Below are 12,907 nucleotides of genomic sequence, written 5' to 3'. Positions count from 1 at the left end.
TGATACCATGAATTGTTATTAAACAGCCTCTAACTCAGACAGACATTTATGAAAGCAGGAAGGAAACCACAGATTCTGACCGAGAAAGAACTGGTCATCATGAGAATGCTCTGGGAGCACGGTCCGATGTTCGTCCGCGAGATGCTTGAGATCTATCCCGAACCCAAGCCCCACTTCAACACCGTCTCAACCATAGTGCGCATTCTTGAAGACAAAGGCCATGTGGGCCATGAAGTCGTAGCTGCCTCCCACCGCTACTATGCCGTGGCGCGGCAGGAAGACTTCCGCAAGAAATCGCTTGCCCGCCTTGTCAGCGACTATTTCAACAATTCCTATAAGAATGCGGTGTCGGCCCTTGTGGAGGAAGAAAAAATCTCGCTTGACGAGCTGCGGGAGATCATAGATCTTGTTGAAAGAAAAAACAGCGACAGCGACAAGTAAAACCGCCATCCTGCTCTTCCGTTCAATAAAAAAACTCTCTTTATATTATAAGGTATATGGGCATACTATTTTCCTACTCGCTCTACAGTTCCATTCTCCTCTCCCTGCTCTATCTTTCATATAAATGGGTGCTTGCAGGAGAGAATCAGCATGCCTACAACCGCACAGCGCTGTGGCTGATATGCCTTGTCGCGCTTCTCGGTCTGCCGCTGTTGCGCTTGGCCGCATCCATTGGCGCCGATGCTCCGGCTGCAGTGATGTCCGAAATCGAGATGGGGCAGATACAGATCGGCCTGGCGGCCGACGAGAGCGTCGGTTCTCAGCCTCTGTGGCTCACCGCTGTGCTCTGGATCTACCTTTCAGGAGTAGTGCTGACGGCCGTGCAGACACTCTTGATTGTCTTAAGGCTGTGGCGCATCATCTCGGCCGGAGAGACCGTCAGCGAGGGACCTTACAGAATAATTCTTACCGATGACCGCGGCATAGCACCCTTCAGCTGGTGGCGCTATGTGGTCATGAGCCGTAGCGACTGGAACGAGAGCGGGCGCATGATCCTTACCCACGAGCTCAAGCACCTCAGTCTGCGTCATTGGATTGACCTGGCTGTAGCGCAGATCATAAGCATTTTCCAGTGGTACAATCCCTCGGCGTGGCTCATGCGCGAGGAGTTCAAGACCGTCCATGAATACCAGGCCGACAAGGCCGTGCTCGAATCAGGCATCCCTGCCCGTGACTATCAGATGTTATTAATAAAAAAGGCTGTCGGCGCGAGATTCCCGTCACTTGCCAACAGCCTGAATCATAGTAAACTTAAAAAACGTATCACCATGATGTACAATCAGAATTCATCGGCCTCCCGCCGTCTGCGCGGTCTGGCCCTGGTGCCTGCGCTCGCCGCAGCCATCGCAGTGACAAACATTGATGCCGTAGCGGCAGTGCTTGAGGAAACCTCTGCGGCGTGCTTCCTTGTCGAAGAGACTTCGGAACCGGTAGCGGCTGAAATCCTGACTGCGGTCAGCGGTCTTCCCTCTACCGAAAGCACCGCGGTTTCCACCCGCGAAGTTAGCGAAAAAACTCAGGACTCGCAAATGTCACCGGCCACAGTCTCTGACCATACCGGCAATGCCGTGGCAGCTGTTGCAGCCGAGACCATGACGGCCGCGGTCTCCGAAGGTGATAAGCCAAGCGGGAAGACTGCTGAAAAAGCAGACGCTCCGGAGTCGGTCTATTCCGTCGTTCAGAAGAAGCCTGAATTCCCCGGTGGCGACGCCGCTGTGCTGCAGTACATCTCTGACAATATCCATTATCCTAAGGAAGCCAGAGATAAAAAAATCCAGGGGCGCGTGGTGGTCCGTTTTGTCATCAACAAAGACGGCTCGGTTGGCGAGACCAGTGTGCTCCGCAGTGCAGATCCGCTTTTGGACAAAGAGGCCATGAGAGTGGTCAGCACTTTGCCGGCATTTAAACCCGGAGAGGTAGACGGCAAGCCGGTTTCGGTCTACTATGTTCTCCCCATTGGTTTCAGCCTCAAAGACGATGCCAAAAAAGAAAACACTGCCATGCCTGTTGTCAAAGTAAAGTCAGTTGATGACAAGCAGGTGGCAGATGTTGACGGACGGAAGGAGGAAGTCAAAGTATATGTCGACGGCAAACTTTATGAAGGCAATCTGGCAGACATCGACCCCTCGAAAATCGAATCAATGACAGTCGACAAATCAAAGGAAGGAGTCATCCGGATTGAAATGAAAAAATAGCCCTGTAAGAGATTTATTCCTCAGGGAGTTAAGTAATAGAAGTATAAAATGACAGCGTCAGCTGCCGGCTCTGTGGAGACGGCGGCTGACGTTTGACATTAGTTTTATCAGTCTTGGGAATCTGACATGGGTAAAGATCTTCAGCTTCATCCGCAACGGCTGTGCCTTGAAGTATGGATTTGAACGGTAGTCAGGCAGATGGCGTGAGATAGTCTTGCGGATATAGTTGTGGCGTAGCATCGGCACACGGTCAAAACGGTAGATGCAGCCGAATATGCTGTGGGTGAAATACTGGTTTATGAAAATGAAATCCAGTTTCTTGCGATAGCGCTCATACAGGCCAAGTCGTTTCAGGTGGTCCATAAGGGTCACGGCTGACGCAAGCCGGCCGAAGAAATGATAGTTGTTCGTCGATCGTGTGACCGATAAATTGTCGAAGCGGTAGAGATAGAGAGCTTCGTTGATTTTCACAGGCGTTTTGGCCGACAGCTGCATGGCGAGCGCCACGGCATTGTCCTCATAGAAAACTTTCTCCGGGAAAAACAGCCCGTTGTCAGTGATCAGCTCTTTGCGATACATCGCCGACCACACCGGGGTTGATCTGTCAAGTATCCTTCTGCGCAGATCTTCACCGCGGAGTCCGGAAGCATCCTTGCCGAGCTGGCAGATCTCCTCGCCGATATTTGCAGGGGCTGACGAGAAGCGGGCATAGTCGAAGATAACCATGTCGGCATTCTCGCGCCTGGCCGTTTCGAGGCAGACAGCCACTGCATCGGAGCGTAAAGCGTCATCTGCATCCACAAACATCACATATTCGCCGCGTGCCTCTGCTAAAGCGCGGTTGCGGCCACCGCCCTGCTTGATATTGACCGGAGAGTCGATCACCCGCACTCTTTCATGCGGATACGCATGGATGGATGGATGGATGGATGGATGGATGGATGGATGGCGCGGCAAACTCTTTTAGCAGGCGGAGACTTCCGTCTGTTGAAGCATCGTTGAAGCAGATAAGTTCGAAATCCTGACATGTCTGTAGGAGGATAGAACCGACTGAGTCATGCAGAAACTTCTCGGCATTGTAGACCGGCATTATGATGCTGACGGCCGGATGGTGGTTGGACTTCATGGCGAGTTGTGTGATGGTCTGTGTTAATGGAGCCACAAAAATAGTAAATATTATTAGCGGTAGCGGTCTTTGATGATTTTTAACATGGGTGTGTTTTCGTTTTGCCCGTCTGATGGCTAATTTTGCAACGTTATGACGGAAGCTACTCTTGAGAAACTAAAAATTCTGGCAGCGGCGGCCAAATATGATGTGTCATGCTCGTCAAGCGGCACGGTGAGGCGCAACGATGGCAAGGGCGTGGGCAACACTGTGGGCGGTGTGGGCATCTGCCACAGTTTTGCCGCCGACGGCCGATGCATCGCTCTGCTGAAAGTGATGCTGACAAACTACTGCATGTATGACTGCGCCTACTGCATCAACCGGCGCAGCAATGACATTCCGCGGGCCACTCTCTCGGTCTCGGAGGTGGTCGATATAACGATGGAATTCTACCGCCGCAACTATATAGAAGGGCTTTTTCTTAGTTCCGGCGTGGTGCGCAACCCCGACTACACAATGGAGCGCATAGCCCGTATAGCCAAAGACCTGCGCCTGATCCACCGCTTCAACGGCTACATCCATCTCAAGAGCATCCCCGGAGCCTCGCGTGAGCTTGTCAATGAAGCCGGGCGCTATGCCGACCGCATGAGCGTCAACATCGAGATTCCACGCGAACAGTCGCTTAAATATCTCGCTCCGGAGAAAGACCATAAAAGCGTCTATGAACCGATGGGCTTCATCCGTCAGGGTGTGTTGCAGTGTCAGGAAGACAAAAAGAAGATGCGCCACGTGCCCCGCTTCGTGCCCGGAGGGCAGAGCACACAGATGATTGTCGGTGCCTCTCCTGACACCGACCGTGACATACTGCTCACATCCTCGGCTCTCTACAGTATGCCTACCATGCGCCGTGTCTATTATTCGGGCTACGTCTCGGTCAATCAGTATGACTCGCGTCTGCCGGCGCTTAAACAGCCGCCGCTCGTGCGTGAAAACCGCCTCTATCAGGCCGACTGGCTGATGAGGTTCTATCAGTTCAAGGCCGAAGAGATTGCTGACGAGGGCAATCCCAACCTCGATCTGGAGGTTGATCCGAAACTCGGATGGGCTTTGCGTCATCCCGAAGCCTTCCCGGTCGACATCAACCGCGCTCCTTACGAGATGATTCTGCGTGTGCCGGGCATAGGTGTGAAATCAGCCGCTCTGATTGTCAGTGCACGCCGTTACCGTCATCTCAATTCCTCCCATCTGTCGAAAATCGGAGTGGCCATGAAGAGGGCAAAATATTTCATCACCTGCGGCGAACTGGTGGCGCCATCAATCGCCGATACCTCTCCGGAATATGTGCGCCGTCTGCTAACCGCCCGCAAGAGCCGTGGCGAAAATCCACTCCAGCTTTCATTTGATTTCTCATGATCATCTATCGTTTTGACGGCAGTTTCGACGGCCTGCTCTCGGCCGTCTTCGACTCTTTTGCGCGCAGGGAGAAGCCCGACGCGCTGCTCACCCCTGACGGCTCCCTGCCTCTCTTCTATGATCTGGTCCATCAGGTGGAGACCGACAGCGACAAGAGTGGCCGCGTGTGGCGAAAACTCACCAAAGTTATCACCGCCTCAGCCCGCGCGGCTCTGACATCGGCATTTCTGACAGACAACCCTGAATTTCCAATCCTCGCACTCCGTTTCATCAGCCGGGCAGTCACATCGCCCGGAGTGTCTGTCGAGACCGATTTTTCCGACCCTGCCGTCCTGGCCGTGCTCAAGGAATGCCGGAGGGTCAGGGGAGAGGCCCACAGACTGCTTCAGTTCGTGAGATTCCAGAAAGCGGCTGACGGCACTTATTTTGGCATGATAGAGCCTGCTTTTGATGTATTGCCCTTTGCCGTGAATCATTTTGCCGACCGTTTTTCCGACCAGCCTTTCATCATCTATGACCGCCTGCGTGACTACGGCTACCACTACGACGGCGCGGAACTGAAGCGGGTGGTCATAAGTTCCGACGGCTACCACATGCAGACCGGACTCCTCTCCGAAGAGATCATGCACCCGCAGGAACGACTCTTCCAGGACCTCTGGCGAGCCTATGTGAAGTCTACAGCAATAATGGAGCGCCTCAATCCGCGCAAGCAAAGGCAGGACATGCCCGTAAGATATTGGAAATATCTTACGGAAATGCAGAAATAATCCGTAACTTTACGGAGACAAATATGGTTTATTGAAAATGAAAAAAGGACTTGTGCTTGAAGGCGGAGCGATGCGCGGGCTCTTTACAGCCGGCGTGATCGACGTGATGATGGAAGAAGGCATAGACTTCGACGGACTGATCGGAGTCTCGGCCGGATCGAGTTTCGGATGCAACTACAAGTCGCGGCAGCCGGGCCGCGTGTTGCGCTACAATCTGCGCTTCGGCCGTGATCCGCGCTACATGGGGCTGCGCTCGCTCCTCACCACCGGCGATCTCGTTGGAGCCGAGTTCGCCTATCACACCCTCCCGCTCGAACTCGACATTTTCGACATCGAAGCCTTTGAGAGCAATCCGATGGAATTTTACCTCGTGGCCACCGACGTGACCACCGGCTCTCCGGCCTACTATCGGATGGACCGCGTCGACTACGACTCCCTTGAATGGCTGCGCGCCTCGGCCTCTATGCCAGTCGTCACCCGCCCGGTCAGAGTCTCCGACGGGCGCCGTATGCTCGACGGCGGCATCAGCGACTCAATACCGCTGGAATACTTTCAGTCTCTGGGCTATGAACGCAATGTGGTAGTGCTCACCCAGCCGCGCGACTACCGTAAGACAGCCTCTCCGGCATGGCTCTGGCGGCTTCTGCTGCCACGCTGCCCGGCTATAGCCCGTGCAATGGCCCGACGTCACGAAATGTACAACTCCCAGCTCGACTACATAGCCTCACAGGCCGCAGCCGGCCACGCCTTTGTCATCGCCCCCGAATCACCCCTTCCCATAGGGCGTGTAGAAATGAACCCCGGCAAGATGCAGCTCGTCTATGACACCGGCCGTCGCACCGCCCTCGCCATCATCCCCCGCCTCAAAGAATTCCTCCGCGGTTGAGACCAGAAGTAGTAGAGTTTAGATAAACACCCGGTCGTTGAACAGGTGGCCTTTGAGTGCCGCGAAGTGGCGCGAGGCGTCTTTGGAGCGCAGATAAGCGTCGATCGTGTCTGCATGGCGGTGGTTGTGGAGGTCTGTACCGAGAAAATCCACATAGCCTTTTTCAATCAGTTTTTCAGCCGCTTTTTTCTCTTTCCGGGTATAGCTTCCGGCAAGCGAAAGCACATTGATCTGAAACAGATTGCCGGCACGGTGAAGTTCATCGTAACGGTTGGGATGCTCCTCGAAGTAATAGAAGAAACGCTCCGGATGAGCGAGTATCGGGCGGTAGCCTTTCAGTTTCAGGTCAAACAGAAACTGATCAAGCTGCCAGGGCTCCTGAATAAACGAATTCTCCACAAGAATGTAATTGTTGGGATAGGGCGTGATATTTCCGGCTGCCAGTTGAGTGCGGAAATAGTCGTCGATGCGGTTTTCCGACGAACGGCTCAGATCAATGCTGATTTCGCGCTTGGCGAGTTCGCTTTTAAGAGCATCAAGCGCCCGGTCGAGCGTTTCAGGCGTATTCTCAAAAGAACTTTCAGTGATGTGAGGAGTGGCTATGATGCGGCTGATGCCCCATGACTTCATCCGTTCCACAAGTTCAGCCGAAGTCTGCACATCGGGAGAGCCGTCATCGACATCCGGAAGAATATGGCAGTGAATGTCTGTTGCGAACGGCAGACATAACGGATCGCTTGATTTTGAAAGAAAACTGAAAAGGCCCATAGGTCATTCTTTAAACTATTCTTAACTGAATCGCAAAGTTAAGCATAAGCGGTGAGAATAGCCCGCTTCGGGTAGTTAAATTCTTATAAGGACTCAGGGCTGAGATAGTCGGTCACCATGTAGTCAACGCCGAGATTGCTGAGGCGTGAATACTCCTCAGGAGTGTTTACGGTCCACACATTCACCTTTACGCCGGCTTCGTGATAGCGCCTTACGCAGTTGGCATCCACAAGAGCGGCTCTGATCTGCACGTCAAGTCCGTGGGCTGTCGACCACTCGAACATCTCCTGCCACTTCGCATCGGCCTGATACTGCAGGCGGATGTCGGGATGGGTCGCGTTGGCTGGAGTTTTTAAGTCGGATTTCAGTATATAGTTATTTCAATGGGATCATACTCTTATGAAGGGGAGGAGGATGGAATTGGAGGTGAGCCAGCATGATTCGGGGATCACGTAAGCGCCGGAGGGAGAGACTTCGAGATCGCCTGCTGAGATCAGCGGAATGGCCGTTGCCGTGAAAAAATCGCGGACCGGCCGTCCGAAGAGCCGCTCAACTTCATCGGGGTGCAGCCCGTGGCGGGTGCGCAGGCGGGTGATCAGCAGGTCATTGAAACGGCTGTCGGTGCTTTCTTCCTCCGTGATGCCGAAACCGCGGCCTCCGGCGGCGATATAGTCTTTAAGCGACGACGGGTTGAATGATCTTCTGAATCCGTCAAACGAATGTGCCCCAGGGCCGAGGCCTATGTAGGGCGAATTGTCCCAATAGGCCGAATTGTGTACGGCCTCGCAGCCCGGAAGCGCGAAGTTTGAAATCTCATAGTGAACATATCCGGCCATGCGGGTCATGTCACACAGAGCCTCATACATCGCCTCGGCCATATCATCGTCCGCCTCGGTGACCGTCCCTTTCCGGCGCATCGCATCCAGGCGGGTTCCAGGTTCATATGACAGCAGATAGGCCGAGATATGTTCCGGTCTGAAACTGATCAGCCGTTCAAGAGACCTGCGCCATGATCCGGCCGTCTGTCCGGGAAGTCCGTAGATGAGGTCGCAGCTGAGATTGTCTATGCCGCCACGGCGCAGACAGTCGATAGCCTCCGCCGCACGGGCCGCACTGTGGTGGCGTCCTACGGTGACAAGTTCGTCATCGCAAAACGACTGGACCCCCATGCTCACGCGCCTGAACGGAGTCTCGCCGCTGATGAATCTTACCCAGTCATCGGTCACATCCTCAGGGTTTGCCTCTATTGTAGCCTCGCGCAGATTCTCGGTCGGAAGAGCCTCAAGCAACCGTCGGAGCAGTTCAGCCGGAAGTGACGACGGGGTGCCGCCGCCGAAGTAGAGCGTATCGACCGGCTCGCTGAGCCCGGCTGACCGTTCTCCCCACTCGCCGATGGCCGCATCGACAAAGGCCTCCATCCACTCGCGGCGCGGAGTTGAATAGAAATCGCAGTAAGCGCATTTGGCATGGCAGAAAGGTATGTGGACATATAGTTTCATAGACGGTATGAGTGTGGGGGGATAGCTGTAAGACGGTCAGATCATTGCGGATTCCTGCGACAGATAGCCTTGAAACTGCAGAAAGTGCAGCTGTCTTCCTTGAGAGCCTGCGTAAACGGTATGTTGGGGTTGAAAATCTCGGCGATAGTTGAGCGGAAGCGCTCCATGAACTCCTCGTTGACCGGGCGGTAGTCGTCAAGCGCCTCGCCGGAATACTTCAGAGGGGGCAGCCCCGAAGTGGAGAGAGTGCGGAAGGGATAGATCTGAGGCCTGATGGCTCCGTCATATCCTGTCTGCTGCGCATAGGCGTTGCAGTAGAACAGCAGCTGGAGTATGGCCTTGCGGCGGTCTTTTATCTCCGGATCGAAAAGCTCGTCCATATCTTTGAATTCCGTCAGATCGCCGCCGGTCTTGTAGTCGACTATGCGGAGCAGTCCCAGCCCCTCGCCGTAGCGGCCTGAGGGATAGATGCGGTCTATGCGGTCGATGATCTGATAGATGTTGACGCTCAGAGAGTCGGTGATGCGCATGGTGCCTCTGACCTTGTGTTCGCCGTCAATGAAGTCAAAGGGTGCGATCCCTTTTTCCGCGCGGAACATCAGTATCAGAAAATGTTTCATCACGCGGGCCAGCACCTTGCATTCGCCCACAAGCGGAGTGCGGTCGCCGGCCGGATAGCGGTTATATTTTTCGTTGATCAGTTCCGTGATCACCGTATCGAGCTTTATTTCGTCCTTTATGAACGAATCGAGAATCTCAGAGGTGATCTTCACCTCGTGGCGTGAACCGCGCAGCTCCTTATAGAGTCTTTCGGCTGCGGCGTGCATGATGTCACCGTAGGTTCCGGAATCCATATAGTCCATCACCTCCTCGTCAAGGTCAAGTCCGCAGACTCTTTTCAGGTAGAACGAAAGCGGGCAGTTGATATAGCCGTTGATCGATGATGCTGAAAGCGTTCTTCCGCCTTTAACAGTAAATTCTTTCAGTTTGGCCATTATTTCAGGCGTTTTCTCCACGGTCAGCCCGGCCTCCTCGGAGATTACGCTTGAGAATGACGCCAGGTCATGGTCCACCTCGCATTCCGGGAAAAGATAGAGCAGCTGGGCTATGTAGCGTGATATCTCACTGTTTTTGCCGCTGAGAGTTCTGGCATCGTAGAAGAGCCTCACATTTGTGGCGCGGGAGATCAGGCGGTAGAACGAATAGGCGAAGATCGATTCCTGCAGTTCGGTGGTGGCCATGCCGTAGCTGCGCCGCAGCGAATCGGGAATGAACGAGCGCGAATACTGTTTCCGGGGGAAGACTCTCTCGTTCATTGACAGTATGATGAGGTTGTCGAAGTCAAGCGCGCGCGTCTCCAGCACACCCATCACCTGCAGGCCTTTCAGCGGCTCGCCGGTGAAGCGGATGCTGGCCGACGAGATGGTTGACTGAAGCAGTTGTATGAAGGTGGTGTCCTTCATGCTGATCTTCCAGTTGCGGCAGGCTCGGCGTATGTTCTCAAGCTCTATCAGATAGGTGTCGAGAAAATAATTTTCGATCATCCTCTCCTTATCGCCGGCGGTGAACTCGCGCAGAGTGCTTGCGAGCCTGAAGAAATAGTCGTGTACCTCATCTATGCCATTGGTGTCGGTCACCGGAGTGAAAATGAAAGCCAGTGCCGGAGCGGTCTCGGCTATCAGAGCGGCGCTGACCATGTAGAGACGGCGCTCCACCATCAGGCGCAGCAGCGCATTGCATCCTTCAGGAGCATAGCTCTGGAGCATGGGGTGGGTGAGCACTGCCCGCATGTCTTCATAGAAAAAGCTCCACTCGCCGCGGGAGCGGGAACTCCGGAGATGAAGATTGACGATGGCCGACATGAGCGATGAAACCGCTGTGTTTTTAAGCGGGAAACCCATTGTGACATTCAGGGCGCTGATGGCGGGGGGTACGGCGTGGACCATCGGGATGAACAGGCTCTCGTCAGGAAGCACAACGGCTGTGTCTATCGCATCGGCCGTATCCGTAACAGCTCCTGAGGCTATCCACCGGTCAAGCTGCTGTCCGGCAAGTTTGGTCTGACCGAATGCGCTCGGCACTCCGGTGATATGTATTTTCGGGAAGTCCGGATTTTCAGGATAGAGTTCGCCCAGATCATAGAGAGAAGGGAAGCAGCCCACGTTCTGCTGCATGAAAAGCGATGCGCGGTTTCCTTTTGCGCTGAAAGCCGGCGAGGCCATGTCCCAGTAGAAATCGGCACATCCGCGCGCCTGCAGTTTTTCGAAAATCTTGATCTCTGAAAGCGTCAGCACATTGAATCCCACAAAGATGTAGCGGCTGAAGGGCAGCTTGCGGTCTCTGCCTTTGCTCAGAAGATTGACGGCGTTGCGGGCAAACATGCCGCGGGTGGCCATGCCGTTGTCAAGCAGGCGTTTGTGGAAGCGCTCGAAAAGCTCGTCAAGCACCTCCCACAGTTGCAGAAATTTGTTTTCGAGCGGAGTGGGGGTGGAGTGGATGTGGTTCCAGAATTCATCCGGGCTGGAGTGTACGAACTTCTCGCCCCAGTAGCGGTTGATGATCTCGGTCTGCTCCTCGGTCAGATAGTTGGCGCTCACTTCGCGGAAGCGCTGGAGATTGACAAAGAGCTTGTGGGGGTCGACCAGATAGAGATCCACATCATTGAAATCGTTAAGCAGCATCTCGCCCCAGAAGAGGAAACGGTCGAAGTCAGCCACGTTCTCGCCGCTCAGTTCGCGGTATTCATTGTAAAGAATGAAGAGCTGGTCAAGGCGCGGAGCTTCGGTCAGTGCCGAAAAACTGCGCGTTACCTCTGCGATGGTGGCTATCTCAGGCATCAGGAAGGGCTTCCCTGCGGCTTCGAGCGCAAGATAGTGGGTGAAGAAGACTCCGCTTCGCTTGTTGGGAAACACGAAGCAATAGTCCTGGAGATTGCCGAGTTCATTGGCCGCATAGGCCCCGGCCACTTGGCGGAGGAAGGGGATCATTGGCTTTCACATTTGGTTTTAAACAACCTCAAAACCTCTTAAGGCGAGTGGGGTGGAGTGCTGGTGAGTGGGGGGATAAGGCCTCAGCGTCATGCGCGCCGGGGCCGGACTGTCAGAAATTCTTGATCAGGATGATCATTTTAATCGCGAAATCGAAGTTCACTATCTTGCCGTTTGCATTTCCGGCAATGTCAGAAGCCGCCCGGTTCATTTCGGCGATGATGCGCTCGGCATTGTTCTCGGTGATGAAGCGGGCGAAGTTCTTGCTGAACTGGGCCTCGTTGCGGTTTAGATAGAGAAGATCGGGAATATTGAAGTTGTAGATGAAATTCTCGCGGATGAGACGCTGGGAGTAATCATAGAACTTTACAGCCTGCTCTCTGCCGAGGGCCGCCACATCGGCGCTCCACTCCTTCAGGCCTTTGACATCGCGCTGGTAGGCCAGGCGCATGAGTCTGACAAAGAGATCGAAAAACATCCGGCTCACGCTTGTGGCATCCATAGCGCGCAGCGCGCTGTTGACATCGCCGGCGGCTATATGGGCCATCGAGAGCGCATCCTGCGGATCTATGGCCAGATTCTCGGTCAGATAACGGGCCACAGTCTCATCGCTGAGACGCTTCATCTCTATCGGGCGGCAACGCGAGTAGATTGTCGGTAGAATGGAGGCCGCATTGTCAGAGACGAGTATGAAAATCGTGTCGGCAAAAGGCTCCTCAATGAGTTTCAGCAGTTTGTTGGCTGTCTGTTCGTTCATCTTTTCGGGAAGCCAGATGATCACGGTCTTGTAGCGCGAGAGGGTGGTTGTCACCGCAAGCCGCTGCTCAAGAGCCTCGCTCTCTGAAACGTAGATCGCCGGCTGGGCGTTTTTCTTTTCGAAATATCCGGTCCAGCGGTCGAAATCCATGAAGGGGCTCGCGCCGACAAATTCCTTGAACTCCGACATATAGTCATCAGATACCGGAGATTTCAGCTTTTCGGTCTTGACCACCGGAAACACATAGATGCTGTCGACATGGTTGAAACTTTCATGCTGAACGCATGACTGGCAGCAGCCGCAAGGCTCGCCGTCAGGCGTGGGTGACTGGCAGTGGACAAACTGGGAGAACGTGCGGGCAAGCATGAATTTTCCTATGCCTGCCGGACCGTGGAGAAGCAGCGCGTGGGGAATGCGGCCGTCGGCCACCATGTCACGCAGCTGCCGCTTGACATTTTCATGTGATGGAATCTGACTGAACTTCATGGTAATGCAAATTTAGCATAAAAACATGAGATTTTAGACATTCT

Annotated in this window: 12 protein-coding genes; 5 read left to right on the top strand and 7 right to left on the bottom strand. The window is 54.2% G+C overall.

Going from position 1 to position 12,907, the window contains the following annotated elements:
* The first annotated feature begins 48 nt into the window (after positions 1-48).
* On the top strand, positions 49-441 hold the full coding sequence (locus E7745_RS13445; RefSeq protein WP_107031243.1) for a BlaI/MecI/CopY family transcriptional regulator: 393 nt from the start codon (positions 49-51) through the stop codon (positions 439-441).
* 56 nt (positions 442-497) lie between these two features.
* Positions 498-2,195, top strand: a complete 1,698-nt coding sequence (locus E7745_RS13440) for a M56 family metallopeptidase (RefSeq protein WP_136409041.1) — start codon at positions 498-500, stop codon at positions 2,193-2,195.
* A 57-nt stretch (positions 2,196-2,252) separates the two neighbouring features.
* On the opposite strand, the gene E7745_RS13435 is transcribed toward E7745_RS13440, so the two are convergent.
* Together E7745_RS13435 and E7745_RS13430 are read right to left on the bottom strand one after the other, a co-directional pair.
* Complete coding sequence (locus E7745_RS13435; protein ID WP_136409040.1) at positions 2,253-3,152, bottom strand: glycosyltransferase; 900 nt, start codon at positions 3,150-3,152, stop codon at positions 2,253-2,255.
* Positions 3,091-3,357, bottom strand: coding sequence for a glycosyltransferase (locus tag E7745_RS13430; protein ID WP_205746906.1), 267 nt, complete (start codon positions 3,355-3,357; stop codon positions 3,091-3,093). The genes E7745_RS13435 and E7745_RS13430 overlap by 62 nt, the downstream gene beginning before the upstream one ends.
* A 96-nt stretch (positions 3,358-3,453) precedes the next feature.
* Between E7745_RS13430 and E7745_RS13425 the strand changes: the two genes are divergently transcribed.
* Genes E7745_RS13425 through E7745_RS13415 form a run of 3 tightly spaced genes read left to right on the top strand, consistent with a single transcriptional unit; the run spans position 3,454 to position 6,366 of the window.
* On the top strand, positions 3,454-4,713 hold the full coding sequence (locus E7745_RS13425) for a putative DNA modification/repair radical SAM protein (protein ID WP_136409039.1): 1,260 nt from the start codon (positions 3,454-3,456) through the stop codon (positions 4,711-4,713).
* Entirely contained in the window at positions 4,710-5,480 is a 771-nt protein-coding gene (locus E7745_RS13420) for a TIGR03915 family putative DNA repair protein (protein ID WP_136409038.1), read from the top strand. The genes E7745_RS13425 and E7745_RS13420 overlap by 4 nt, the downstream gene beginning before the upstream one ends.
* A gap of 37 nt (positions 5,481-5,517) precedes the next feature.
* A complete protein-coding gene (locus tag E7745_RS13415) occupies positions 5,518-6,366 on the top strand; it encodes a patatin family protein (RefSeq protein ID WP_136409037.1) in 849 nt (282 codons plus the stop codon).
* A gap of 18 nt (positions 6,367-6,384) precedes the next feature.
* Here the strand turns inward: E7745_RS13415 and E7745_RS13410 are convergent, their stop codons facing one another.
* The 5 genes from E7745_RS13410 to E7745_RS13390 form a co-directional block, all read right to left on the bottom strand.
* The gene (locus E7745_RS13410; RefSeq protein WP_136409036.1) at positions 6,385-7,134 is read right to left on the bottom strand and encodes a tyrosine-protein phosphatase; all 750 of its coding nucleotides are present in this window, start codon (positions 7,132-7,134) and stop codon (positions 6,385-6,387) included.
* A gap of 83 nt (positions 7,135-7,217) precedes the next feature.
* Positions 7,218-7,418 carry a glycerophosphodiester phosphodiesterase family protein gene (locus E7745_RS13405; protein WP_136409035.1) on the bottom strand — a complete coding sequence of 67 codons (201 nt, stop codon included), beginning with the start codon at positions 7,416-7,418 and terminating at the stop codon, positions 7,218-7,220.
* 105 nt (positions 7,419-7,523) lie between these two features.
* Positions 7,524-8,633, bottom strand: coding sequence for a radical SAM family heme chaperone HemW (gene hemW, locus E7745_RS13400; RefSeq protein WP_136409034.1), 1,110 nt, complete (start codon positions 8,631-8,633; stop codon positions 7,524-7,526).
* 41 nt (positions 8,634-8,674) lie between these two features.
* On the bottom strand, positions 8,675-11,620 hold the full coding sequence (locus E7745_RS13395) for a PD-(D/E)XK nuclease family protein (RefSeq protein ID WP_136409033.1): 2,946 nt from the start codon (positions 11,618-11,620) through the stop codon (positions 8,675-8,677).
* 112 nt (positions 11,621-11,732) lie between these two features.
* A complete protein-coding gene (locus E7745_RS13390; protein ID WP_136409032.1) occupies positions 11,733-12,863 on the bottom strand; it encodes a DNA polymerase III subunit delta' in 1,131 nt (376 codons plus the stop codon).
* Positions 12,864-12,907 lie beyond the last annotated feature (44 nt).

The sequence above is a fragment of the Duncaniella sp. C9 genome (assembly GCF_004803935.1).
GTDB classification, from domain to species: domain Bacteria; phylum Bacteroidota; class Bacteroidia; order Bacteroidales; family Muribaculaceae; genus Duncaniella; species Duncaniella muris.
This window is presented reverse-complemented; position numbering and strand designations above follow the sequence as displayed.